Genomic DNA, 24,574 nt, shown 5'->3' on the forward strand with positions numbered 1-24,574 from the left:
AACCGGTATCAGACCGCGGCAGCGCCGCCAACGATTTCCGAGATCTCTTGGGTGATCGCCGCCTGACGCGCCTTGTTGTAGATCAGCTGCAAATCGCTGATCAGGTCACCGGCGTTGTCGGTAGCGTTCTTCATCGCGATCATCCGCGCCGCTTGTTCAGCCGCGTTGTTCTCGACCACCGCCTGGTACACCTGCGACTCCACGTAGCGCACCATCAAGCCGTCCAGCAGCTCCTTGGCATCGGGTTCATAGAGATAGTCCCAGTGATGCTTGAGCTTTTGATCCGAATCGGCGACCAGGGGAATCAACTGTTCCACTGCCGGCTGTTGCGTCATGGTGTTGACGAACTTGTTCGAGACCACGGACAAACGGTCGATGCGGCCATTGAGGTAGGCATCGAGCATGACCTTGACGCTACCGATCAGATCGTTGATCGACGGTTCCTCGCCCAGGTGGCTGATCGCAGCAACGACATTGCCGCCAAAGCTGCGGAAGAATGCCGCACCCTTGCCACCAATCACGCAGAGGTCGATCTCTACGCCTTGCTCGCGATTGCTCGCCATGTCCTTGACCAGAGCCTTGAACAGGTTGGTATTGAGACCACCACACAGACCACGATCCGAACTCACCACCACATAACCGACGCGCTTGACTTCACGCTCGATCATGAACGGGTGACGGTATTCCGGGTTGGCGTTGGCCAGATGACCAATCACCTGGCGGATGCGCTCCGCGTAAGGACGGCTGGCAGACATGCGCATTTGAGCCTTGCGCATCTTGCTGACAGCCACCTTTTCCATGGCGCTGGTGATCTTTTGCGTGCTTTTGATGCTCGCAATCTTGCTGCGAATCTCTTTTGCGCCTGCCATTTGACACCTATCGGGTTAGCAGGCGGAGGTCATAAGACCTCCGCTGCGGCTTACCAGGTTTGGGTGGCCTTGAACTTCTCGATACCGGCTTTCAGGGCCGCGTCGATTTCGTCATTGAAGTCACCCTTCACGTTGATCTTCGCCATCAAGTCGGCGTGATCGCGGTTGAAGTAAGCAATCAGAGCTTGTTCGAAGCTGCCGATTTTGACGATTTCGATGTCCTGCAGGTAGCCGCGCTCGGCCGAGTACAGGGACAGCGACATATCGGCGATGGACATCGGCGCGTATTGCTTCTGCTTCATCAGCTCGGTAACGCGCTGACCATGCTCAAGCTGCTTGCGGGTGGCTTCGTCCAGATCAGAGGCGAACTGGGCGAAAGCCGCCAGTTCACGGTACTGAGCCAGAGCGGTACGGATACCACCGGAAAGCTTCTTGATGATCTTGGTCTGAGCGGCACCACCTACGCGGGACACCGAGACACCGGCGTTCACTGCCGGACGGATGCCGGAGTTGAACATGGCCGATTCCAGGAAGATCTGACCGTCGGTGATCGAGATCACGTTGGTCGGAACGAACGCGGAAACGTCGCCAGCCTGGGTTTCGATGATCGGCAGGGCGGTCAGGGAACCGGTTTTACCGGTGACTGCGCCATTGGTGAACTTCTCCACGTACTCTTCGGACACGCGCGAGGCGCGTTCCAGCAGACGGCTGTGGAGATAGAACACGTCGCCCGGGTAGGCTTCACGGCCTGGCGGACGACGCAGCAGCAGGGAAATCTGGCGGTAAGCCACTGCTTGCTTGGACAGATCGTCATACACGATCAGCGCGTCTTCGCCGCGGTCGCGGAAGTACTCGCCCATGGTGCAACCGGAGTAGGGTGCGATGAACTGCAGCGCAGCGGATTCGGAAGCGGAAGCGGCAACGATGATGGTGTTAGCCAGGGCGCCGTTTTCTTCCAGCTTGCGCACCACGTTGGCGATGGTCGATTGCTTCTGACCGATTGCCACGTAGACGCACTTAATGCCGCTGTTCTTCTGGTTGATGATGGCGTCGATGGCCAGAGCGGTTTTACCGATCTGACGGTCACCGATGATCAGCTCGCGCTGGCCACGGCCAACCGGGATCATGGCATCGACGGCCTTGTAACCGGTTTGCACCGGTTGGTCGACCGACTTACGCCAGATCACGCCCGGTGCAACCTTCTCAACCGCGTCGCTGGCGACGTTGTTCAGTGGGCCTTTACCGTCGACCGGGTTACCCAGGGCATCGACCACGCGACCCAGCAGTTCCGGACCTACCGGCACTTCGAGGATGCGACCGGTGCACTTGGCGCTCATGCCTTCAGCCAGGGACTGATAGGCACCGAGAACCACGGCGCCGACAGAGTCGCGCTCGAGGTTCATCGCCATACCGTAAACGCTGCCCGGGAACTCGATCATTTCGCCGTACATGACGTCGGCGAGACCGTGAATGCGCACGATACCGTCGGATACGCTGACGACCGTGCCTTCGTTACGGGCTTGAGAGGCGACATCGAGTTTCTCGATACGCCCCTTGATGATTTCACTTATTTCGGAAGGATTGAGTTGCTGCATAGCTCTGCTGCCCCTTCAAACTCAAGAATTCAATGCTTCGGCCAGCTTCGCGATCTTGCCGCGAACTGAGCCATCGATAACCAGGTCGCCGGCGCGGATTACGACACCACCTATCAGGCTGGCATCCTCCGTAGCGTGCAGGCGCACTTCCCGGCCGAGCCGTGCACTGAGAACCTTGGCGAGTTTGTCTTGCTGTTCATCGCTCAATGCGAAGGCACTGGTGACATCCACATCCACCGATTTTTCCTGTTCGGCTTTATACAACTCGAACAGGTCGGCGATCTCCGGCAACAGGGCCAGACGATCGTTTTCGGCGACGATATGGATGAAATTGCGTACCTGGGCGTCGAACTTGTCACCACACACCTCGTTGAAGGTGGTGGACTTATCTGTACTCGTCAGACGCGGAGCCGTGAGCATGCGCTGGATGGTGTCGTCTTGCGACACCTCAGCGGCCAGGCCAAGCATGGCTGACCAGGAGGCCAGTTGCTGGTGGGCCTGGGCATACTCGAAAGCAGCCTTGGCGTAAGGTCGGGCCAGCGTGGTCAGTTCTGCCATGATCGCGCCCTCGCTTAAATTTCGGCTGCCAGTTTGGAAACCAGCTCCGCATGCGCGTTTTGGTCGATGGATGCGCCCAGGATCTTCGCGGCACCGCTAACGGCCAGGCTACCCACTTGGGCACGCAAGGCGTCTTTGACGCTGTTCAGTTCCTGTTCGATCTCGGCCTGAGCCTGAGCCTTCACGCGGTCAGCTTCGACACGGGCCTGTTCACGGGCTTCGTCGACGATCTGGGTTCCACGTTTCTTGGCTTGCTCAATGATTTCGGCTGCTTGGCCTTTGGCGTCGCGCAGTTGTTGAGCCACTTTTTCATGGGCCAACTCCAGGTCACGAGCCGCACGGCTGGCAGCGTCCAGTCCATCTGCAATCTTCTTTTGACGATCCTGCAAAGCCGTAATGACCGGAGGCCATACGAACTTCATGCAGAACAGCACGAAGATGAAGAAGGCAACGGACTGGCCAATCAGGGTTGCATTAATGTTCACGCCAACACCTCGCTCGTTCGTTGTCCGTCAAACCAATCCACTCGAATACTCGAGTGATTAGCCTGCAATTTGACCAACGAAGGGGTTCGCGAAGGTGAAGAACAGTGCGATACCAACGCCGATCATGGTCACGGCGTCGAGCAGACCGGCGACGATGAACATTTTAACTTGCAGCATCGGAACCATTTCCGGTTGACGCGCAGCGCCTTCCAGGAACTTGCCGCCCAGCAGGCCGAAACCAATGGCGGTACCCAGGGCACCCAGGCCAATCAGCAGTGCTACAGCGATCGCGGTCAGACCAACTACAGTTTCCATCTTTCCTCCCGACTTTTATGTCGTATTGGTTTAAGGTTTTCTAAGGTAAAGCGGTAAAGCTAAATCATTGCCTGTGTTGCCCTTGCGGGCGTCCACCTCGAGCAGAGCGCACCCTTGACTGCCTTTTCCCCGCCGGGAAAGGGCATCAGGCTGCGCGCAGCGCGCTTAGTGGTTGTCTTCGTGCGCCATCGACAGGTAGACGATGGTCAGCATCATGAAGATGAACGCTTGCAAGGTGATGATCAGGATGTGGAACACCGCCCACGCCCACTGCAGCACCACACCCAAGGCACTCAGCCAGAGCAAGCCACTGCCGAACATCACTGCAATCAGAATGAACACCAGCTCGCCAGCGTACATGTTGCCGAACAGACGCAGCGCCAGGGAAATCGGTTTGGCGATCAGAGTGACGAATTCAAGCAGGAAGTTGACCGGGATCAGCAGCGCCTGCACGAATAGGTTCTTGCTACCAAACGGGTGGAGAGTCAGCTCGCCAATGAAACCGCCGATACCTTTGACCTTGATGCTGTAGAAAATGATCAGCGCGAACACCGACAGCGCCATGCCCAAGGTAGCATTTGGATCAGTGGTGGATACGGCACGGAAGAACACGTGCTCGTTACCCGAAGCCACCATGGCCAGCTGGGGAATCCAATCGACCGGAATCAAGTCGATGGCGTTCATCAGAAACACCCAGACGAAAATAGTCAGCGCCAGTGGTGCAATCACCGGGCTACGGCCATGGAAGCTGTCTTTCACGCTGCCATCGACGAAGCCGATCAGCACTTCAACAAAGTTCTGCAAAGCACCCGGCTGCCCGGAAGTTGCCTTCTTTGCAGCCATGCGGAAAAGCAATACGAAGATCAGACCTAGCGCAACCGACCAGCCGAGGGTATCGACGTGGAAGGCCCAAAAGCCCATTTCCTTTGCTTCTTGTGCAGTGTGGGCGAAGCCCCAGTCACCGTTAGGCAGCTGCCCGTAAGTCAGATTCTGCAGGTGGTGCTGGATATAGCCCGAAGCGGTTTGTTCTGCCATGGTTGCCTCAAACGCCTTAAGGTCTCGAAAGTCTTTTACTTATCAACAGGGGGGCGAACCAGTTGACCAGTTGGGTCAGCAGGAATACACCGAATACCGCCAGCGCATCCAATGGCTTCACGCCTGTAAACGTCAGTGCAAACAGCACTGCCGTGAAAATCAGTTTGCCCGCTTCACCGGCATAAAAAGACCGGACTATCGCTTGGGCGGCCCGCGCTCCACTGAATCGGAACGCCTTGTGGGCAAAGTACAGGTTCGGCAACCAGGCAATCAGCCCGCCACACAACCCCGAATAACCACTTACTGCTCCCCGTGTGGCGTACAGCACCGCAGCCGCTAACAGTAGTACAGCCAGCTGGGTCAGCAAGACCGGAAACACCGCTAAACGATGAAAGGGCAGGCGGTTTGGCGTGCGAACATCCATCGTCACAGTCCTTACGGCGTCGGCCGCCTCAAAATCAACGACTTGGCATATTTCGTGCCGACAAAAGCGCGCAGAGTATAGGGGGGTAAGCCCCCCGGTTCAACTGTCAGGTAGTGATTTACCTGCCCCCGCTACATGGCCAATTGTTTCAGCGGATGTGGGCCAGTACGCCCTGCAATTCATCCAGCGAACTGTAGCGAATCACCAGTTGGCCTTTGCCCTTTTGCCCGTGCTTGATCTGCACCGGAGAGCCCAGGCGCTCGGCCAGGCGCTGTTCCAGGCGACTGATGTCCGGGTCGCTTTTGACCGCTGCTGCGACCTTGGGTTTGCCGTTCAGCCACTGGCGTACCAGGGCTTCGGTCTGGCGCACGGTCAGCCCACATGCGACAACGTGTCGCGCCCCTTCGACCTGTTGTTCCGCCGGCAGACCGAGCAGGGCACGGGCATGGCCCATCTCGAGATCGCCATGGGACAGCAGGGTCTTGATCTCGTCCGGCAGGCCGATCAGGCGCAGCAGGTTGCTGATGGTCACGCGGGATTTGCCCACGGCCTCGGCCACCTGTTGCTGGGTCAGCTGGAATTCCTGCTGCAGCCGCTGCAGGGCCACGGCTTCGTCGATCGGGTTGAGGTCTTCGCGCTGGATGTTCTCGATCAGCGCCATGGCGATCGCCGCCTCGTCGGGCAGTTCGCGCACCATCGCCGGGATCTTCTCCAGGCCCGCCTGCTGACAGGCACGCCAGCGCCGCTCGCCGGCCACGATCTCGTAACGACCCTGGCCAATCGGCCGCAGCACGATCGGCTGCAACACCCCCTGGGCCTTGATCGACTGAGCCAGTTCGTCCAGTGCAGTGGCGTCCATGTCGCGCCGCGGTTGGTACTTGCCGCGCTGGATCAGATCCAGTGGCACGTAGTGCAGCTCGCGGCTATCGGCCTGGGCGGCTTCTTCCTGCAGAGCAGTGACGGTGGTGCCACCCAGCAGGGCGTCCAAGCCTCGTCCCAGCCCTCGTTTCTTGGCGGCCATGCGGAATTCCTTATGCGGTTGCGGTGTGGGCACTGGCGCGCTGGCGGCGAACCAGTTCGCCAGCCAAGGCCAGGTAGGCGATCGCGCCACGCGATTGCTTGTCGTAGACCAGCGCCGGCATGCCGTAGCTGGGGGCCTCGGCCAGGCGCACGTTGCGCGGGATCACGGTTTGGTACAGCGTATCGGGGAAATGTTCCTTGAGCTGCGCCGAAACATCGTTGGTCAGGCTGATGCGCGGGTCGTACATGGTCCGCAGCAGGCCTTCGATCTTCAGCGCAGGATTGAGCATCTGGGCGATGCGCTGGATGCTGTTGATCAGGTCGCTCAAGCCTTCCAGGGCGAAATACTCGCACTGCATGGGGATGATCACCCCATCGGCGGCCACCAGGGCATTGACCGTGAGCATCGACAGCGCCGGCGGGCAGTCGATGAGGATGTAGTCGTAATTCTCGCGGATCGGCGCCAGGGCGTTACGCAGGCGACTTTCCTTCATTTTCATTTCCAGCAAACTGACTTCCGCGGCCGTCAGGTCGCGGTTGGCCGGCAGCAGCTGGTAACCGCCGTGCTCGGCATACTGCATGGCCTCGACCAGATTGCATTCGCCGATCAGCACGTCGTAGATCGAATGCTCCAGGGCATGCTTATCCACACCGCTGCCCATGGTCGCGTTGCCCTGTGGATCGAGGTCGATCAGCAGTACCCGGCGCTTGGTCGCAACCAGTGAGGCGGCCAGATTGATGCAGGTGGTGGTCTTGCCCACGCCGCCTTTCTGGTTGGCGATTGCGAATACTTTAGCCATGTTGCCTTCCCCCTAGACCGAGCGACGCAGTATCAGCAGATGGCGCTGACCTTGGCAACCGGGAACCTTGAGCACATGGGTGGCTGCCAGGCGGAAGTCGGCCGGCAGGGCTTGCAGTTCGTCGTCCGGATGCACGCCTTTCATGGCCAGCCATTGGCTCTGGCCATCGCCGAGATGGCGGGTCCAGTTGGCAAAATCTTCCAGGCTGCTGAACGCACGGGAGACGATGCCGCTGAATGGCTGCGGCGGCGTGAAGGCTTCGACCCGGCTGTGGATAACTTCCAGATTGGCCAGTTTCAGTTCCAGCTTCACCTGAGTCAGGAAGCGAGTCTTCTTGCCGTTGGAGTCGAGCAGGGTGAAGCGCCGCTCGGGGAACAGGATGGCCAGGGGAATGCCCGGCATGCCGCCGCCACTGCCGACGTCCAGCCAGTTATCCCCAGCATCGAGGACGAAGGGCTGCACACTCAGGCTGTCGAGCAGGTGGCGCGAGACCATTTCGTCGGGATCACGCACCGCGGTGAGGTTGTAGGCCTTGTTCCACTTGATCAGCAGCGCCAGGTAGGCCAGTAGCTGCTCTTGTTGCTTGGGTGATACCTCGACGCCCAGCTCGAGGGCGCCTTGCGCCAGTTCTTCGGCGTGCTTGCTGGTTACCACAGACATCAGGCGCTTTGCTCCAGCTGGCGACCGGCGCCGCGTTTTTTCAGGTGGATCAGCAGCAGGGAAATCGCCGCCGGGGTGACCCCCGGAATCCGCGAAGCCTGGCCAAGGGTCTGCGGACGGGCATTGCCGAGCTTGTGCTGGATCTCCTTGGACAGGCCGGAAATCCCGCTGTAGTCGATGTCTGCGGGCAATTGGGTGTCTTCGCTGGCGCGCAGGCGGGCGATTTCATCCTGCTGGCGATCGATGTAGCCGGCGTACTTGGTCTTGATCTCGACCTGCTCGGCGACTTGCGGATCTTCGGCACCCGCGCCGGTCAGTTCGACCAGGCCGAGGTAATCGATCTCCGGGCGCGACAACAGGTTGAGCAGGTTGTACTCGTGGGTCAGCGGCGTGCCGAAGCGCGCGGCAATCGCCTCGCCCTGGGGCGTGCCGGGCCGCACCCAGGTGCTTTTCAGGCGCTGTTCTTCCAGGGCGATGGCCTCACGCTTGGTCGCGAAGGCGGCCCAGCGCAGGTCATCGACCAGGCCCAGCTCGCGGCCTTTTTCGGTCAGGCGCAGGTCGGCGTTGTCTTCGCGCAGGATCAACCGGTATTCGGCCCGCGAGGTGAACATGCGGTAAGGCTCCTGGGTGCCCAGGGTGATCAGGTCGTCGACCAGCACGCCGATATAGGCCTCGTCGCGGCGCGGGCACCAACTGTCCTTGCCCTGTGCGCGCAACGCCGCATTGGCGCCGGCGAGCAGACCCTGGGCGCCGGCTTCTTCATAGCCGGTGGTGCCGTTGATCTGGCCGGCGAAGAACAGTCCGCCGATGACCTTGGTTTCCAGGCTGTATTTCAAATCGCGCGGATCGAAGTAGTCGTACTCGATGGCGTAGCCCGGCCGCACGATGTGGGCGTTTTCCATGCCGCGAATGGAGCGCACAACCTGCAACTGCACGTCGAACGGCAGCGAGGTGGAAATACCGTTGGGATAGAGCTCATGGGTGGTCAGGCCTTCCGGCTCGATAAACACCTGATGGCTGTCCTTGTCGGCAAAACGGTGGATCTTGTCTTCGATCGACGGGCAGTAACGCGGTCCGACGCCTTCGATCACCCCGGAGTACATCGGCGAACGGTCGAGGTTGGCGGCGATGATCTCGTGGGTACGGGCATTGGTGTGGGTGATCCAGCAACTGATCTGCCGCGGCTGCTGCTCGGCGCGCCCGAGAAAGGACATCAGCGGAGTCGGCGTATCGCCCGGTTGCTCGGTCATCACCGAGAAATCCACCGAACGGCCATCGATCCGCGGCGGGGTGCCGGTCTTCAGGCGGCCAACCCGCAGCGGCAGTTCGCGAAGGCGCTGGGCCAGGGCGATCGACGGCGGATCGCCGGCACGGCCACCGGAATAGTTCTGCATGCCGATGTGGATAAGTCCGCCGAGGAAGGTGCCGGTGGTCAATACCACGGCATCGGCGAACAGGCGCAGGCCCATCTGGGTGACCACGCCTTTGACTTCATCGTGCTCGACGATCAGGTCATCGGCGGCCTGCTGAAATATCCACAGGTTGGCCTGGTTTTCCAGGGTTTCGCGAATGGCTGCCTTGTACAGCACCCGATCAGCCTGGGCACGGGTGGCGCGTACGGCTGGGCCCTTGCGGCTGTTGAGCACGCGGAACTGGATACCGCCCTTGTCGGTGGCGGTGGCCATGGCGCCACCCAGGGCATCGATTTCCTTGACCAGGTGGCTTTTGCCGATCCCGCCGATGGCCGGATTGCAGCTCATCTGGCCAAGGGTTTCCACGTTGTGGGTCAGCAGCAGGGTTTTTACCCCCATGCGTGCCGCTGCCAAAGCAGCTTCGGTGCCGGCATGACCACCGCCGATCACGATCACCTGAAAACGGGAAGGGAAATCCACCACGCACCTCGTGCCTGTTGAGAAATAAGGGGCTTTTGGCTTTGAAAAGCTGGAAAGCCGGCAAGTATAGGGATTTAGCCCCGGTGAAAGAAGCCTTTTGCACAAAAAATAGCCAGCCCGCCTCGGCCTTCTCGGAGCTGGCGGTTAATAAAGAATAAAAGAATGAATTTATATAGATCTTTGTTTTTATGTTTATTAAGTATGCAGCGCATTTCTGTGGATAGATGGCTACAGCCCAAAGCTCACGCAGCTTGCAGCGATTCAAAAGGCTGTGTTGATCCTGCCGTCAGCCTGTTCGCTAGCCGTAGACAGCCTGTGGACGAAAGTGATGGTTATCCACAGTGGTGTTTATCTTCAGTTTTGTCACCGGGTTATGGACCGGGCTCAGGGGCGGTTTTCCACAGGGCTTAGACGCGCAAATAAGTGGGCTGTCGTGCACATTTCGCCCAGACGGATGCATGCCCGAATGGCATAAACAGGGATTTCAGGAAAAAACGCTGCGTAGGATGGGTTAGGCGCAGGAAGGAAATACTGGATTAGGCAGGAGGGCGGATGCGCCGTAACCCATCAGGGATATGAAGGATTACGGCCTGCTCCAGGGACGGCTTGTCGAAACACGGCTTGGCAGCGATGGGTATCGCTGCGCTCAACCTACGCGGCCCGACCCATCTACTTGCTGCTCCCGGATTGCATCCGGGCTACGAAGGGGGACCGTGCCACTCGAGACAGTCTCGCGGCGACCTACTTGCCGATACAGAAGCTGGAAAAGATCCGTCCGAGCAGGTCATCGGAGCTGAACGCCCCGGTGATTTCACCCAGAGACTGTTGCGCCAGGCGCAGGTCTTCGGCGAGCAGCTCACCGGCCCCGGCCAGGGTCAGTTGGGCGTGGCCGTGGTCGAGATGGCTGGCGGCCAGGCGCAATGCCTCCAGATGCCGCCTGCGGGCGCTGAAGCTGCTCTCGGCAGTCTGTTCGTAGCCCATGCAGGCTTTCAGGTGTTCGCGCAGCAGATCCAGTCCCTCGCTGGATCTGGCCGAAAGGCTGATGGTCACATGACCGTCGCTGCCGACCTCCAGGGCAATGGCTTCGCCCGACAGGTCCGCCTTGTTGCGGATCAGGGTGACCTTGGCCGGAGCTGGCCGTTGATCGAGAAACTCCGGCCAGAGCGAGAAGGGGTCGTCGGCTTCGGGCGCGGTGGCGTCGACCACCAGCAGTATGCGATCGGCTTCGCCAATGGCTTGCAACGCGCGTTCGACGCCGATTTTTTCCACCTGATCCTCGGTCGCGCGCAAGCCGGCGGTATCCACCACATGCAGCGGCATGCCGTCGATGTGGATATGTTCACGCAGCACGTCGCGGGTGGTCCCGGCGATTTCGGTGACGATAGCGGCTTCGCGACCGGCCAGGGCATTGAGCAAACTGGATTTGCCGGCATTCGGCCGACCGGCGATCACCACCGTCATGCCATCGCGCAGCAGTGCGCCTTGTCCGGCTTCGCGCAACACGCCGGTCAGGTCGCTGCGCACGCCCTCGAGCAGGCCGAGCACGTGGCCATCGGCGAGGAAGTCGATTTCTTCTTCGGGGAAGTCGATGGCCGCCTCGACGTAGATGCGCAGGCTGATCAAACGTTCGGTCAGGCCGTGTACGCGCCGCGAGAATTCGCCTTGCAGCGAGCGCAGGGCATTGCGCGCCGCCTGGGCCGAGCTGGCCTCGATCAGGTCGGCAATGGCTTCGGCCTGGGCCAGGTCGAGTTTGTCGTTGAGAAACGCGCGTTCGCTGAACTCGCCGGGGCGGGCCTGGCGTGCGCCGAGTTGCAGGCAGCGGCGCAGGAGCAAATCGAGCACCACCGGACCGCCGTGGCCTTGCAGTTCCAGCACGTCTTCACCGGTAAAGGAGTTGGGGCCGGGGAAGTACAGGGCCAAGCCCTCATCCAGTACCTGGTCGGCATCGGCGAAGAAGGGGCCGTAATGGGCGTAACGGGGTTGCAGTTGGCGCTGGCAAATTGCCAGAGCCAGTTGCCCGGCCAGGGGGCCGGAAACCCGTACGATGCCGACACCACCACGACCCTGGGCGGTAGCGACGGCGGCAATGGTTTCACGGACTGCTGACATGCTGACTCCAAACGCTGGATAGCAAGACGCCCCACGATGGGGGCGTCTTGGGTAACGGCTTGCTAGAGCTTAGATGCTCCGGCTGATCAGGCCGCAGCCGCCTTGGTCGCCGCTTCGATCTTGCGGGTAATGTACCACTGCTGGGCGATCGACAAGACGTTGTTGACTACCCAGTACAGCACCAGGCCGGCCGGGAACCAGAGGAAAAAGAAGGTGAAGATGATCGGCATCAGCTTCAGCACCTTGGCCTGCATCGGATCCGGCGGCGTCGGGTTGAGCTGCTGCTGGATGAACATGGTGGCGCCCATGATGATCGGCAGGATGAAGAACGGATCCTTGATCGCCAGGTCGGTAATCCAGAACATCCAGGGAGCCTGGCGCATCTCCACGCTTTCCAGCAGGGTCCAGTAGAGCGCGAGGAACACCGGCATCTGGACCAGGATCGGCAGGCAGCCACCCAGGGGGTTGATCTTCTCTTTCTTGTACAGCTCCATCATGCCCTGGGACATCTTCTGCCGATCGTCACCGAACTGCTCTTTCAGCGCAGCCAGTTTCGGCGCTACGGCACGCATGCGCGCCATCGACTTGTAGCTGGCGGCGGAGAGCGGGAAGAAGATCAGTTTGATGATGACGGTCAGGACGATGATCGACCAACCCCAGTTACCCAGGATGCTGTGGATATGTTCCAGCAACCAGAAGATCGGCTGGGCGAGGAACCACAGAATGCCATAGTCGACGGTCAACTCCAGGCCGGGAGACAGGGTCTTCAGGTGACCCTGAAGTTTCGGGCCGGCATACAGAATGGCACTGATTTCGCCTTGACCGCCGGGAGCAACCTGAACGGCCTGGCCGGTAAAGCCGACAATGTAATTGCCTTGGCTATCTTTGCGGGTCTGGACCTGGTTGGTGCTGTCTTTTTCAGGAATCCAGGCAGTGACGAAATAGTGCTGCAGCCAGGCAACCCAGCCTCCTTCAACGGTTTCTTTGAACGCTTGCTTGTCGATATCTTTCATCGACACCTTTTTGTACGGCTCTTCGGCGGTCCAGAGCGCGCCGCCCAGGTAGGTCGCGGTGCCAGTGGCAGTGGTCGAGGAAGGATCATCACTGCCATCGCGTTTGAGCTGAGCGAACATGTTGCCGCTCCACGCCTTGCCACTCTGGTTGTCGATCAGGTAGCTGACGGTCATCTGGTAAGACGCCGGGTCCACGCAACCGGGCTTTTTCAGCTGCTGTTGCTTGGCCGAACACTCGGGATTCAGGCCGCGCTTGAAGGTGAAGCGCTTGATGTAATTGATGCCGTCTTCGCTGAGCTTGAGGTCGACCTGCAATTGGTCCTGGCCTTCAGCCAACTCATAACTCTGCTTGTCGCTGCTCCACAGCGCACGGCCACTGGATTTGTCCGGTGCATTGCTGCCGATCAGACCGCTTTGCGCCAGATAGGTGCGCTCGCTGCCGTTATCGAACAGCTGGAAGGGCACATCCGGACGGTCTTGCCGACGCGGGTACTGCGGCAAGCGCAGTTCCACCACATCACCGCCACGGGGATCGATGGCCAGATCCAGGACGTCGGTTTTCACTCGAATAAGCTGGTCACTGACGGCCACTGGGGCAACGCTGATAGAGCCTGAATCGGCGGCAGGAGCTGCGGTCGGGATATCGTCGCTGTTAACGGCGTTGGCCGAGGTGTCCGGCAAGCCTGGAACTGTACTGCTGACTGCTGCAGTCTGAGTCGGCAGGGCAGCTTGACCGTAGTCCTGGTTCCACTGGAGAACCATCATATAGGACACGATTGCCAGGGCGACGATCAGGATCGAGCGTTGAATATCCATGATTATTCGGCCATCGAAGAGGAACGAGAGGGTTTCGCGGGGGGAACCGGGTCGTAGCCACCGGGATTCCACGGGTGACAGCGGCCGAGCCGGCGCAAGGCCAGCCAGCCACCACGCATGAGGCCATGTTGTTCGACGGCTTCATGGGCGTAGCAGGAGCAGCTTGGATAAAAACGACAGTGGCTGGCCATCAGAGGACTGATGGCATAGCGGTAGAACTGGATTGGAACCAAGGCCAGTTTACGCATGGGGACTGTCGTTTATCCCGATAGGGGTAGAAGTTTCCGGGCTTGGCTTGTTGCGTGCCAGGCGTTTCCAGAGCTTGCCGAACTGGTGAGCCAGTTCGGCATTCTGCAGGTCGCCCAGGCCTTTACGCGCCACCACTACGATGTCCCAACCGACCAGGTTGTCCTGGTTGAGGCGGAACGATTCGCGGATCTGGCGTTTCAGGCGATTGCGCTCAACCGAGAGCTTGACGCTCTTCTTGCCGATCACCAAACCCAGACGGGGGTGATCGAGCTCGTTGTTGCGCGCCAGCAGCAGGACATTTTTGCCCGGAACTTTGCCGCTAGGGGAGTCGAAGACTGCCTTGAATTGCCGGGGGGTTAGCAGACGCTTTTCCCGACTGAAGTCTCGACTCACCACAATACCGAAATTTAGACGGCGAGACGCTTACGGCCCTTGGCGCGGCGACGCGACAGGACAGCACGGCCGTTCTTGGTGGCCATACGAGCACGGAAACCGTGGGTGCGAGCGCGTTTGATAGTGCTGGGTTGGAAAGTGCGTTTCATGGCGTGTTACCTGGATGGTCGACTACGGGCCGGAATGGCCCCCGTTTTAAGAGACCGGCGATTCTAGAGAATCACGAGGGTCAGGTCAATTTCCAACCAGCATTATTCGTTAATAAAGAATATAGAGAAGAAAATATTTAAAGCTTTTCTGTAATGTTAGTAACTCTTAGCACAGGTCTTTTCTGTGTATAAGTGCTTCCAGCCCAGTATTCCTGAGGCTTTCACGGCAGGGTAAGTCTGTCAGGAAGCGGTGCTGCGACTGTGTGAACAGCGCGGATAAGCTGGGGATGGAATGCGATGTTATCCACAGCAGGGTTCGTGCACCACTTGTACCCAGGCTTATCCGCTGGGCTCAGGTGTCGTTATCCACAGGGTTGAGTGCTTCGGTGCGGCTGGTGGCCAGGACTCATCGAGAGTAGCCGGAATGTTGCCATGGAGGCCTTTACGTGTGGATAACTCGGTCTTTGACAGCTACAATGGCGGCTGTTTTTTGCCTCGCTGCTTTCCTATTTAGGGGTTATCCGTGTCCGTTGAACTTTGGCAGCAGTGCGTAGAACTTCTGCGCGATGAACTGCCTGCCCAGCAATTCAATACTTGGATCCGCCCGCTGCAGGTCGAAGCCGCAGGCGATGAGCTTCGCGTCTATGCGCCGAATCGTTTCGTGCTCGACTGGGTCAATGAAAAGTACCTGACGCGTCTGCTGGAATTGCTCGCCGAACGCACCAACGGCATGGTGCCGGCATTGTCCTTATTAATAGGCAGCAAACGCAGCGGCGCGCCTCGAGTGGCTGCCGCACCAGCGCCAGCCGTGACCAGCACGCCTGCGCCAGCGCCAAATGCCGCACCGGCCCAGCCAGAGCCGTCGCGTTCGAGTTTTGATCCCATGGCAGGGGCTGCCAGTCAGGCCGCTCCTGCGCGCACTGAGCGCACGGTTCAGGTGGAAGGTGGGCTCAAGCACACCAGCTACCTGAACCGTACCTTCACCTTCGACAATTTCGTCGAGGGCAAGTCCAACCAATTGGCCCGTGCTGCGGCCTGGCAGGTGGCGGACAATCCCAAGCATGGTTACAACCCGCTGTTCCTCTATGGCGGCGTGGGCCTGGGCAAGACTCACCTGATGCATGCGGTGGGCAATCACCTGCTGCAGAAGAATCCCAATGCCAAGGTCGTCTATCTGCATTCGGAACGCTTCGTTGCCGACATGGTCAAGGCGTTGCAGTTGAATGCGATCAACGAGTTCAAGCGCTTCTACCGTTCGGTGGATGCCTTGCTGATCGACGACATCCAGTTTTTCGCCAAGAAAGAACGCTCCCAGGAGGAGTTCTTTCACACCTTCAACGCCCTGCTCGAGGGCGGCCAGCAGGTGATTCTGACCAGCGACCGTTACCCCAAGGAAATCGAAGGCCTGGAAGAGCGCCTGAAGTCGCGCTTCGGTTGGGGTCTGACGGTGGCGGTCGAACCGCCCGAGCTGGAAACCCGGGTGGCGATCCTGATGAAGAAGGCCGATCAGGCCAAAGTCGATCTGCCCCACGACGCGGCATTCTTCATCGCCCAGCGCATCCGTTCCAACGTGCGCGAGCTGGAAGGTGCGCTCAAGCGGGTGATTGCCCATTCGCACTTCATGGGCCGCGACATCACCATCGAGTTGATCCGTGAATCGCTGAAGGATCTGTTGGCGCTGCAGGACAAGCTGGTCAGCATCGACAATATCCAGCGCACGGTCGCCGAGTACTACAAGATCAAGATATCCGACCTGCTCTCCAAGCGCCGCTCACGTTCGGTGGCACGACCGCGGCAAGTGGCGATGGCGTTGTCGAAGGAACTGACCAATCACAGCCTGCCGGAAATTGGCGATGCCTTCGGCGGCCGCGATCACACCACGGTATTGCATGCTTGCCGTAAGATTGCTGAACTTAAGGAATCCGACGCGGACATCCGCGAGGATTACAAGAATCTGCTGCGTACGTTGACCACTTGAATACGCCACTCCACTAGGCAAGGGACTAGACCATGCATTTCACTATTCAACGCGAAGCCTTGTTGAAACCGCTGCAACTGGTCGCCGGCGTCGTGGAACGCCGCCAGACCTTGCCGGTGCTGTCCAATGTGCTGCTGGTGGTCGAAGGCCAGCAGCTGTCGCTGACCGGTACCGATCTCGAAGTCGAGCTGGTGGGGCGGGTAAGCCTGGACGAACCGGCAGAACCGGGTGAGATCACTGTGCCGGCGCGCAAGCTGATGGATATCTGCAAAAGCTTGCCCAATGATGCGTTGATCGACATCCGCATCGACGATCAGAAGTTGCTGGTCAAGGCCGGACGCAGTCGCTTCTCCCTGTCGACCCTGCCGGCCAACGACTTCCCCACCGTCGAAGAAGGCCCGGGCTCGTTGATCCTGAGCCTGAGCCAAAGCAGGCTGCGTCGCCTGATCGAGCGCACCAGTTTCGCCATGGCGCAACAAGACGTGCGCTACTACCTCAATGGCATGCTGCTGGAAGTACAGACCGGCGTGCTGCGGGCAGTCGCTACCGACGGCCACCGTCTGGCCATGTGTTCGATGGCGGCCGAGATCGAACAAACCGAACGACACCAGGTGATAGTGCCGCGTAAGGGCATTCTCGAGTTGGCGCGTCTGCTGACCGAGCAGGATGCCGACGTCAGCATAGTCCTGGGTCAGCATCATATTCGTGCGACCACCGGTGAATTCACCTTCACCTCCAAACTGGTCGACGGCAAGTTCCCGGATTACGAGCGCGTGCTGCCGCGCGGTGGCGACAAGCTGGTGGTGGCCGATCGTCAGGGGCTGCGCGAGGCGTTCAGCCGCACGGCCATTCTCTCCAACGAAAAGTACCGTGGTATCCGTTTGCAGCTGGCTAGCGGCCTGCTGAAAATTCAGGCCAACAACCCGGAGCAGGAAGAAGCCGAAGAAGAGATCGCCGTGGACTACAACGGCAGCCAGTTGGAGATCGGTTTCAACGTCAGTTACCTGCTCGATGTCCTGGGCGTGATGACGGCTGAACAGGTGCGTCTGATCCTGTCCGACTCCAATAGCAGTGCTCTGGTACAGGAGGCCGATAACGACGATTCCGCCTATGTCGTTATGCCCATGCGTCTGTAACCGCTAAATGTCCCTCACCCGCGTCATGGTCACCGCGGTGCGCAATCTGCACCCGGTGACCCTCTCCCCCTCCCCGCGTATCAATATCCTTTACGGCGCCAATGGCAGCGGCAAAACCAGTTTGCTGGAAGCCGTCCACTTGCTCGGCTTGGCCCGCTCTTTTCGCAGCACACGGCTACTGCCGATGATTCAGTATGAGCAGCTGGCCTGTACGGTTTTCGGCGAAGTTCGGCTGGCCGATGGTCGGCAAAGCAGTCTGGGCATTTCCCGTGACCGTCAGGGCGAGTTGCAGATTCGCATCGATGGGCAGAATGCGCGCAGTGCTGCCCAGTTGGCCGAGGCCCTGCCACTGCAATTGATCAACCCGGACAGTTTCCGCTTGTTGGAAGGCGCGCCCAAGGTTCGTCGGCAGTTTCTCGACTGGGGAGTGTTCCACGTGGAACCTCGCTTTATGCCGGCCTGGCAGCGCCTGCAGAAGGCCCTGCGGCAGCGGAACTCGTGGCTGCGGCATGGTACACTTGACGCCGCTTCGCAGGCGGCCTGGGACCGTGAGTTGTGCCTCGCCAGCGACGAAATCGATGGTTACCGCAGAGCCTATATCCAGGCCTTGAAACCCGTGTTCGAACGCACGTTGAGCGAACTGTTGGAGCTGGAAGGTTTGACCCTCAGTTATTACCGCGGCTGGGACAAGGAGCGCGAGCTGAACGAAGTGCTGGCCACTTCCCTGTACCGCGATCAGCAGATTGGCCATACCCAGGCAGGCCCACAGCGGGCGGATCTCAGATTGCGTCTGGCAGCCCATAGTGCTGCAGAAATATTGTCGCGGGGTCAGCAGAAGTTGGTCATTTGTGCCCTGCGTATTGCCCAGGGCCATTTAGTTAATCAGGCCAAGCGCGGGCAATGCATTTATCTGGTGGATGACTTGCCGTCAGAACTGGATGAACAGCACCGTCGCGCCTTGTGCCGCTTGTTGGAAGACTTGTACTGCCAGGTGTTCGTCACCTGTGTAGACCATGAATTGTTGAGGGAAGGCTGGCGCACGGATACGCCCGTTGCCATGTTCCACGTGGAACATGGCCGTATCACCCAGACCCACGACCACCGGGAGTGAAGCATGAGCGAAAACCAAACGTACGACTCCAATAACATCAAGGTCTTGAAAGGCCTGGATGCCGTACGCAAGCGCCCTGGCATGTACATCGGCGATACCGATGATGGCAGCGGTCTGCACCACATGGTATTCGAGGTGGTCGATAACTCGATTGACGAAGCTCTGGCGGGGCATTGCAGCGACATCACCATCACCATCCACCCGGATGAGTCCATCAGCGTGAGCGACAACGGTCGTGGCATCCCGGTGGACATTCACAAGGAGGAAGGTGTGTCCGCCGCCGAGGTCATCATGACCGTGCTGCATGCCGGCGGTAAGTTCGACGACAACTCCTACAAGGTTTCCGGTGGATTGCACGGCGTCGGTGTTTCGGTGGTCAACGCCCTTTCCGAGCACCTGCTGCTCACCGTGCGCCGCAGTGGCCACATCTGGGAGCAGACCTATTCGCATGGTGTGCCGCTAGAACCCATGCGCATCGTCGGCGACTCCGACACTACCGGCACCCAGATCCACTTCAAGCCGTCCGCAGAGACCTTCGCCAATATCCATTTCAGCTGGGACATCCTGGCCAAGCGTCTGCGCGAACTGTCGTTCCTCAACTCGGGCGTCGGCATCGTGCTCAAGGACGAGCGCAGCGGCAAGGAAGAGCTGTTCAAGTACGAAGGCGGTCTGCGCGCCTTCGTCGAGTACCTCAACGTCAACAAGACCGCGGTCAACCAGGTGTTCCACTTCAGCATCCAGCGTGAAGACGGCATCGGCGTCGAAGTGGCGTTGCAGTGGAACGACAGCTTCAACGAGAACCTGTTGTGTTTCACCAACAACATTCCCCAACGCGACGGCGGCACCCATCTGGCGGGCTTCCGCTCGGCGCTGACGCGCAACCTGAATGCCTATATCGAGCAGGAAGGTCTGGCCAAGAAGCACAAGATCGCTACCACCGGCGACGATGCCCGCGAAGGCCTGACGGCGATCATTTCGGTGAAGGTGCCGGATCCCAAGTTCAGCTCGCAGACCAAGGACAAGCTGGTCTCCTCCGAGGTGAAAACCGCGGTCGAGCAGGAAATGGGCAAGCACTTCTCCGACTTCCTGTTGGAAAACCCGGGCGAAGCCAAGGCCGTGGTCGGCAAGATGATCGATGCCGCCCGAGCCCGTGAAGCTGCGCGTAAAGCGCGCGAGATGACCCGTCGTAAAGGTGCCCTGGATATCGCCGGCTTGCCCGGCAAACTGGCCGACTGCCAGGAAAAGGACCCTGCCCTTTCCGAACTCTACATAGTGGAGGGTGACTCCGCGGGCGGTTCTGCCAAGCAGGGCCGCAACCGCAAGACCCAAGCGATCCTGCCACTCAAGGGCAAGATCCTCAACGTCGAGAAAGCCCGCTTCGACAAGATGATTTCCTCCCAGGAAGTCGGCACCCTGATCACCGCGCTCGGCTGTGGTATCGGCCGCGATGAGTACAACATCGACAAGCTGCGCTACCACAACATCATCATCATGACCGACGCCGACGTCGACGGTTCGCACATCCGCACCCTGCTGCTGACCTTCTTCTTCCGTCAGCTGCCGGAACTGGTCGAGCGCGGCTACATCTATATCGCCCAGCCGCCGCTGTACAAGGTCAAGCGCGGCAAGCAGGAGCAGTACATCAAGGACGACGAGGCCATGGAGGAATACATGACCCATTCGGCCCTGGAGGACGCCAGCCTGCACGTCAACGAAAGCGCGCCCGGCTTGTCCGGCGAGTCGCTGGAACGCCTGGTCAACGACTACCGCCTGGTGATGAAGACCCTCAATCGCTTGTCGCGTCTGTACCCGATCGAGCTGACCGAGCACTTCGTCTACATCCCGCGTGTCAGCACCGAACAGTTGGCCGACAAGGATGCCATGCAAGCCTGGTTGGGTCTGCTCGATGCCCGCCTGAAAGGCATGGAGAAGTCCGGCCTGGTGTACAAGACCAGCCTGCACGAAGACCAGGAGCGTCACCTCTGGCTACCGCAGGTCGAACTGGTTTCCCACGGGGTCTCCAGCTACATCACCTTCAACCGCGACTTCTTCGCCAGCAACGACTACAAGACCGTCACCAGCCTGGGCGACCAGTTGAACAGCCTGCTGGAAGAAGGCGCCTACGTGCAGCGTGGCGAGCGCAAGAAGGCCGTAGCCACCTTCAAGGAAGCCCTGGGTTGGTTGATGACCGAAAGCACCAAGCGCCACAGCATCCAGCGCTACAAGGGGCTCGGTGAAATGAACCCGGACCAGCTGTGGGAAACCACCATGGATCCCGAAGTACGGCGCATGCTCAAGGTGACGATCGAGGACGCGATTGGTGCCGATCAGATCTTCAACACTCTGATGGGCGACGCGGTCGAACCGCGCCGTGACTTTATCGAGGCCAATGCCCTGGCGGTTTCCAACCTGGACTTCTGATTGGTGTTGTCGACGGGCAGGTTAATTGGCATGATTTAACGAGTTATTGTCATGACAATTTCTGTCACTACCCCGGCCTAGCGCCGGGGTTTTTCTTTGTAGATCAGGCTTTTAGGCATAGCCACACAAGCACGCATAGGCGAGCTATGTAGTGAAGCTACAAGGAAGAGGCGAAAAATCTCGTTTTGGCGTGGACGAATTCTGGGAGATTCGGCGGGACGGCTAGGGCGCTTCAATTTATGCCAATCAAAAGGGCATCGCCCATCAGCAGTCATTACTGATGGGCAGTGCGATGCGACACGCTTGCGGCTTCTTTAAAACAAACCGCATGCTGATGTCCCTGCCACCCTGCCACCCTGCCACCCTGCCACCCTGCCACCCTGCCACCCTGCCACCCTGCCACCCTGCCTGTAGGTGGACAAAGTTATTTGCCCATTCGGCCAAAGTTAGATGGTTAGGTCAAAGTTAATGGCCTACTCCCCTCCTGCTGGTAAACCCCGGTTGACTGAAAGGTCTGCCGGGGTTTTGTCATTCAGGGCATTTGATTTTTCGGGCTTCAAGTGGCGTCGACTTGTAGAATCGAGTCCACATTTTTCTGATGCGCCCAGGCGGAATGGCAGTAATCGCCAGGTACTGGGCGTTGTGCTTTGTATAGGGATTGATTTACCCATGGCTGACAAGCTGTCACTCGAAACGCTGGAGTCCTGGCTCTGGGAATCTGCCAACATTCTGCGCGGCTCCATCGACTCCTCCGACTTCAAGAACTACATCTTTGGCCTCCTCTTCCTCAAACGTTACAACGATGTGTTCGAAGAGCGCATTGCCAAGCTGATGAAGGACGAAGGTCTGAGCTTTGGCGAGGCTCAGGATGAAATTGAGGACAAATGGGGCAAATTTCCGATTAGTGCCCGTTGGTTCGATCTGATATCTCGCACCGAGAATATTGGTGAAGCCCTCGACAAGGCTTTCGCGACCATCGAGGCCAACAACCCTGAACTGCAACATGTTTTGACCGCTACGCAGTACGGCGATAAGCGGGTGCTGTCGGACGCCACCTTGCAGCGTCTGCTGCGCCACTTCAACCAGTACAAACTGGGCAACGAAGACCTCTACAAGGCCGATATGCTGGGCGATGCCTACGAGTATCTGATCAAGCAGTTTGCCGATGATGCCGGCAAAAAGGGCGGCGAGTTCTATACGCCCAAGGCCGTGGTGCAATTGGTGGTTGAGCTAATTGACCCGCAACCCGGTCATAGTGTGTATGACCCTACCTGCGGCAGTGGTGGCATGCTGGTGGAGAGCGCCCACCATGTATCTGGCCTGCCCAACGGCACCCTAATGGGTAAGCCTAATGTGCTGCTGTTCGGACAGGAAAAGAACCTGGGCACCTGGGCTATCGCCAAGCTCAACCTATACCTGCACAACATGCACGCTGCCATTGAGCGCGGCGACACCTTGGTCGAGCCCAAGCACCTCGACGGTGATTACCTGAAAACCTTTGACCGGGTAATTGCCAATCCGCCGTTCTCAGCCAAGTCCTGGTGGACTCCGTTGGAGTTGAGTAACGAGAACGAGCAGGAGAATGGCAAAAAGACCAAAGCACCCAACTACAAGCAGGTCAGTGACCCGTATGGTCGGCTTGTTTATGGCATCCCGCCGCGTGGTTATGCCGACCTCGCTTTCGCTCAGCATATGCTGGCCAGTCTCAAGGCTGATGGGCGCATGGGGATTATCCTGCCGCACGGGGTGCTGTTCCGCAGTGGCGAGGAAGGCAAGATTCGTGCAGGGCTATTGTTCGGTACTGATGCAGCTAATGGCAGTCAGCCAGGTGACCTGATTGAGGCCATCGTCGGCCTGCCTTCTGCACTGTTCTACAACACCGGTATACCGGCTTGCGTGCTGATCCTCAATAAGCAGAAGCCCGCTGCCCTCAAGGGCCAAGTCATCATTATCGATGGCAGCCGCGACTACCTCGAAGGCAAGGCGCAGAACACTCTGCGTGCTGAAGACATCACCCGCATCGTCAGCACCCATAAGGCGGCATTCGATCAGCAAATTGAGGTCGAGAACTATTGTCGGGTAGTGAAGCTGGACGAAATTCGCCGCAACGATGGCAATCTCAATATTGCGCGCTATATCGACAATGGTGAGTCTGAAGAGACCGTTGACGTGGCTGTAACATTGGCACAACTGTCGGCACTGGCCGAAGCAGAGGTGCAGATTGATGAGCGCTTGAACGACTATTTGGCTGAGTTGGGTCTGCTGGAGGCTGATGCATGAGCTTGGCTGAAAAACCGGGCTATACGTCAACACCATGCGGCTGGATTCCTGCCGCTTGGTCAGCCGACAAGCTCTCCGGATTGGTTGATGTGATTTATGGAAAGTCACCGGCTGATATTAAAAAGTCGGAGCGTGGCATTCCGATCTATGGCACGGGTGGTATTTCCGGGTACACCGATTCACCTTTGTATGAAGGCCCTAGCATCATCCTGGGACGCAAAGGAACGATTGATAAGGTACAGCGCAGTGATGGCCCATTTTGGGCAATAGATACGACCTTTTATACAACACCGAAAGTGACCTTTGATTGGTCATGGCTTTACTACTGCATCTCCTCGTTTGACTTGAGAAAGCTTAACGAAGCTTCCGGCGTTCCGAGCTTGAGTCGAGGATCACTGGAATCGCTCGACATTGCTACTCCCCCGCTCCCCGAGCAACAAAAAATCGCCGCAATCCTCACGGCTGTGGATGACAAGCTGGATGTGATCGCCCGCCAAATTGAAGTTACCCAGGCACTCAAGCAGGGTCTGATGCAAAGCCTGTTCAGTCGGGGTGTTGGCACTCAAGATGCTAATGGGCGCTGGGTTCCGCATACCGATTTCAAAGACAGTGAACTAGGAGAGATTCCAGAGACGTGGTTGATCACGACACTTGGAGGCATCTGCAATGGAGCACTCCAGACAGGGCCATTTGGTAGCCAACTGCATGCTGCCGAATATCAAGATGAGGGGGTTCCTGTTCTCATGCCCAAGGATTTGTTGAAGTGCCGAGCGAACCTTTCGACGGCAGCACGTATTGCCCCTGAACGAGCAGAAGAACTTGCAAAGCATAAGCTGGTCGCTGGCGATTTGTTGTTTAGTCGTCGTGGTGACGTTGCTCGGTTCGCATTGATTGATGAGCAATCAGCAGGTGCGCTTTGTGGCACAGGATGTCTCAAGGCAAAGCCTTCGGAGGGGTATAGCTCGGCATATATTGCGCATCTGTTGCAGCTGGATACGGTGCGCACATGGCTGGAGCAGAACGCGGTCGGGCAAACCATGCCCAATATGAATACCGGAATCCTTGCTTCGCTTCCGTTAGTGGCACCTGAAAATAAGCAAGAGCAGGAAGAAATAGCAGGCATTCTGGACTCTGTTGATGCCAAGACTGGGCTGCTATTTTCAAAGCAATTGCATTTCCAGACCCTCAAACGTGGCCTGATGCAAAAACTGCTAACCGGCGAATGGCGGGTCAAGCTCGATAGCCCTACCGGCATAGGCTGAGTTC

General features: G+C 58.7%; 22 protein-coding genes. 6 read left to right on the top strand and 16 right to left on the bottom strand.

Features of this window, described 5'->3' with window-relative positions:
* Nucleotides 1-8: 8 nt before the first annotated feature.
* The 16 genes from atpG to rpmH form a co-directional block, all read right to left on the bottom strand.
* Complete coding sequence (gene atpG / locus BM315_RS20310) at nt 9-869, bottom strand: F0F1 ATP synthase subunit gamma (RefSeq protein ID WP_090504847.1); 861 nt, start codon at nt 867-869, stop codon at nt 9-11.
* Between the two features lie 50 nt (nt 870-919).
* Entirely contained in the window at nt 920-2,464 is a 1,545-nt protein-coding gene (atpA, locus tag BM315_RS20315; RefSeq protein WP_090504849.1) for a F0F1 ATP synthase subunit alpha, read from the bottom strand.
* A gap of 21 nt (nt 2,465-2,485) precedes the next feature.
* Nucleotides 2,486-3,022: a F0F1 ATP synthase subunit delta gene (locus tag BM315_RS20320; protein WP_090504853.1), complete on the bottom strand. Its 537-nt coding sequence runs from the start codon at nt 3,020-3,022 to the stop codon at nt 2,486-2,488.
* Nucleotides 3,023-3,036: 14 nt separating this feature from the next.
* Nucleotides 3,037-3,507: a F0F1 ATP synthase subunit B gene (locus BM315_RS20325; protein WP_090504856.1), complete on the bottom strand. Its 471-nt coding sequence runs from the start codon at nt 3,505-3,507 to the stop codon at nt 3,037-3,039.
* 57 nt (nt 3,508-3,564) lie between these two features.
* A complete protein-coding gene (gene atpE, locus BM315_RS20330; protein ID WP_003097235.1) occupies nt 3,565-3,822 on the bottom strand; it encodes a F0F1 ATP synthase subunit C in 258 nt (85 codons plus the stop codon).
* 165 nt (nt 3,823-3,987) lie between these two features.
* On the bottom strand, nt 3,988-4,857 hold the full coding sequence (gene atpB, locus BM315_RS20335) for a F0F1 ATP synthase subunit A (protein WP_090504859.1): 870 nt from the start codon (nt 4,855-4,857) through the stop codon (nt 3,988-3,990).
* A 16-nt stretch (nt 4,858-4,873) separates the two neighbouring features.
* On the bottom strand, nt 4,874-5,281 hold the full coding sequence (locus BM315_RS20340; protein ID WP_090504862.1) for a F0F1 ATP synthase subunit I: 408 nt from the start codon (nt 5,279-5,281) through the stop codon (nt 4,874-4,876).
* A 148-nt stretch (nt 5,282-5,429) separates the two neighbouring features.
* On the bottom strand, nt 5,430-6,302 hold the full coding sequence (locus BM315_RS20345) for a ParB/RepB/Spo0J family partition protein (RefSeq protein ID WP_090504865.1): 873 nt from the start codon (nt 6,300-6,302) through the stop codon (nt 5,430-5,432).
* 10 nt (nt 6,303-6,312) lie between these two features.
* Nucleotides 6,313-7,101: a ParA family protein gene (locus BM315_RS20350; RefSeq protein WP_090504867.1), complete on the bottom strand. Its 789-nt coding sequence runs from the start codon at nt 7,099-7,101 to the stop codon at nt 6,313-6,315.
* A 12-nt stretch (nt 7,102-7,113) separates the two neighbouring features.
* Nucleotides 7,114-7,761 (bottom strand): 16S rRNA (guanine(527)-N(7))-methyltransferase RsmG, encoded by a 648-nt coding sequence (gene rsmG, locus BM315_RS20355; RefSeq protein WP_090504870.1) that lies wholly within the window; start codon nt 7,759-7,761, stop codon nt 7,114-7,116.
* Nucleotides 7,761-9,653 carry a tRNA uridine-5-carboxymethylaminomethyl(34) synthesis enzyme MnmG gene (gene mnmG / locus BM315_RS20360; RefSeq protein ID WP_090504873.1) on the bottom strand — a complete coding sequence of 631 codons (1,893 nt, stop codon included), beginning with the start codon at nt 9,651-9,653 and terminating at the stop codon, nt 7,761-7,763. The genes rsmG and mnmG overlap by 1 nt, the downstream gene beginning before the upstream one ends.
* A gap of 741 nt (nt 9,654-10,394) precedes the next feature.
* Nucleotides 10,395-11,762: a tRNA uridine-5-carboxymethylaminomethyl(34) synthesis GTPase MnmE gene (gene mnmE / locus BM315_RS20365; protein ID WP_090504876.1), complete on the bottom strand. Its 1,368-nt coding sequence runs from the start codon at nt 11,760-11,762 to the stop codon at nt 10,395-10,397.
* An 86-nt stretch (nt 11,763-11,848) separates the two neighbouring features.
* Complete coding sequence (gene yidC / locus BM315_RS20370) at nt 11,849-13,591, bottom strand: membrane protein insertase YidC (RefSeq protein WP_090504879.1); 1,743 nt, start codon at nt 13,589-13,591, stop codon at nt 11,849-11,851.
* Nucleotides 13,592-13,593: 2 nt separating this feature from the next.
* On the bottom strand, nt 13,594-13,839 hold the full coding sequence (gene yidD / locus BM315_RS20375; protein WP_090504882.1) for a membrane protein insertion efficiency factor YidD: 246 nt from the start codon (nt 13,837-13,839) through the stop codon (nt 13,594-13,596).
* Entirely contained in the window at nt 13,832-14,233 is a 402-nt protein-coding gene (gene rnpA, locus BM315_RS20380; RefSeq protein WP_170862271.1) for a ribonuclease P protein component, read from the bottom strand. Before rnpA ends, yidD begins: the two co-directional genes overlap by 8 nt.
* Before the next feature lie 14 nt (nt 14,234-14,247).
* Nucleotides 14,248-14,382: a 50S ribosomal protein L34 gene (gene rpmH / locus BM315_RS20385; protein ID WP_002551315.1), complete on the bottom strand. Its 135-nt coding sequence runs from the start codon at nt 14,380-14,382 to the stop codon at nt 14,248-14,250.
* Nucleotides 14,383-14,905: 523 nt separating this feature from the next.
* Here rpmH and dnaA point away from each other — a divergent pair.
* From dnaA to BM315_RS20415, 6 genes are all read left to right on the top strand, one after another.
* Entirely contained in the window at nt 14,906-16,360 is a 1,455-nt protein-coding gene (gene dnaA, locus BM315_RS20390; RefSeq protein ID WP_090504888.1) for a chromosomal replication initiator protein DnaA, read from the top strand.
* A gap of 32 nt (nt 16,361-16,392) precedes the next feature.
* Nucleotides 16,393-17,496, top strand: a complete 1,104-nt coding sequence (gene dnaN / locus BM315_RS20395) for a DNA polymerase III subunit beta (protein WP_090504891.1) — start codon at nt 16,393-16,395, stop codon at nt 17,494-17,496.
* Between the two features lie 7 nt (nt 17,497-17,503).
* Entirely contained in the window at nt 17,504-18,607 is a 1,104-nt protein-coding gene (gene recF, locus BM315_RS20400; protein WP_090504894.1) for a DNA replication/repair protein RecF, read from the top strand.
* A 3-nt stretch (nt 18,608-18,610) separates the two neighbouring features.
* Nucleotides 18,611-21,028: a DNA topoisomerase (ATP-hydrolyzing) subunit B gene (gyrB, locus tag BM315_RS20405; RefSeq protein WP_090504897.1), complete on the top strand. Its 2,418-nt coding sequence runs from the start codon at nt 18,611-18,613 to the stop codon at nt 21,026-21,028.
* A 669-nt stretch (nt 21,029-21,697) separates the two neighbouring features.
* The gene (locus BM315_RS20410) at nt 21,698-23,308 is read left to right on the top strand and encodes a type I restriction-modification system subunit M (RefSeq protein ID WP_090504900.1); all 1,611 of its coding nucleotides are present in this window, start codon (nt 21,698-21,700) and stop codon (nt 23,306-23,308) included.
* Complete coding sequence (locus tag BM315_RS20415; protein WP_090504903.1) at nt 23,305-24,570, top strand: restriction endonuclease subunit S; 1,266 nt, start codon at nt 23,305-23,307, stop codon at nt 24,568-24,570. Before BM315_RS20410 ends, BM315_RS20415 begins: the two co-directional genes overlap by 4 nt.
* Nucleotides 24,571-24,574 lie beyond the last annotated feature (4 nt).

Origin of the sequence: Pseudomonas borbori (assembly GCF_900115555.1) — a bacterium.
Classification (GTDB): domain Bacteria; phylum Pseudomonadota; class Gammaproteobacteria; order Pseudomonadales; family Pseudomonadaceae; genus Aquipseudomonas; species Aquipseudomonas borbori.

Bases quoted from the DNA above. Each gene is read 5' to 3' on its own strand.
- atpG (WP_090504847.1), bottom strand. From the start codon at position 869: ATGGCAGGCGCAAAAGAGATTCGCAGCAAGATTGCGAGCATCAAAAGC.
- atpA (WP_090504849.1), bottom strand. From the start codon at position 2,464: ATGCAGCAACTCAATCCTTCCGAAATAAGTGAAATCATCAAGGGGCGT.
- BM315_RS20320 (WP_090504853.1), bottom strand. From the start codon at position 3,022: ATGGCAGAACTGACCACGCTGGCCCGACCTTACGCCAAGGCTGCTTTC.
- atpE (WP_003097235.1), bottom strand. From the start codon at position 3,822: ATGGAAACTGTAGTTGGTCTGACCGCGATCGCTGTAGCACTGCTGATT.
- atpB (WP_090504859.1), bottom strand. From the start codon at position 4,857: ATGGCAGAACAAACCGCTTCGGGCTATATCCAGCACCACCTGCAGAAT.
- BM315_RS20340 (WP_090504862.1), bottom strand. From the start codon at position 5,281: ATGGATGTTCGCACGCCAAACCGCCTGCCCTTTCATCGTTTAGCGGTG.
- BM315_RS20345 (WP_090504865.1), bottom strand. From the start codon at position 6,302: ATGGCCGCCAAGAAACGAGGGCTGGGACGAGGCTTGGACGCCCTGCTG.
- BM315_RS20350 (WP_090504867.1), bottom strand. From the start codon at position 7,101: ATGGCTAAAGTATTCGCAATCGCCAACCAGAAAGGCGGCGTGGGCAAG.
- rsmG (WP_090504870.1), bottom strand. From the start codon at position 7,761: ATGTCTGTGGTAACCAGCAAGCACGCCGAAGAACTGGCGCAAGGCGCC.
- mnmE (WP_090504876.1), bottom strand. From the start codon at position 11,762: ATGTCAGCAGTCCGTGAAACCATTGCCGCCGTCGCTACCGCCCAGGGT.
- yidC (WP_090504879.1), bottom strand. From the start codon at position 13,591: ATGGATATTCAACGCTCGATCCTGATCGTCGCCCTGGCAATCGTGTCC.
- yidD (WP_090504882.1), bottom strand. From the start codon at position 13,839: ATGCGTAAACTGGCCTTGGTTCCAATCCAGTTCTACCGCTATGCCATC.
- rpmH (WP_002551315.1), bottom strand. From the start codon at position 14,382: ATGAAACGCACTTTCCAACCCAGCACTATCAAACGCGCTCGCACCCAC.
- dnaN (WP_090504891.1), top strand. From the start codon at position 16,393: ATGCATTTCACTATTCAACGCGAAGCCTTGTTGAAACCGCTGCAACTG.
- recF (WP_090504894.1), top strand. From the start codon at position 17,504: ATGTCCCTCACCCGCGTCATGGTCACCGCGGTGCGCAATCTGCACCCG.
- gyrB (WP_090504897.1), top strand. From the start codon at position 18,611: ATGAGCGAAAACCAAACGTACGACTCCAATAACATCAAGGTCTTGAAA.
- BM315_RS20410 (WP_090504900.1), top strand. From the start codon at position 21,698: ATGGCTGACAAGCTGTCACTCGAAACGCTGGAGTCCTGGCTCTGGGAA.
- BM315_RS20415 (WP_090504903.1), top strand. From the start codon at position 23,305: ATGAGCTTGGCTGAAAAACCGGGCTATACGTCAACACCATGCGGCTGG.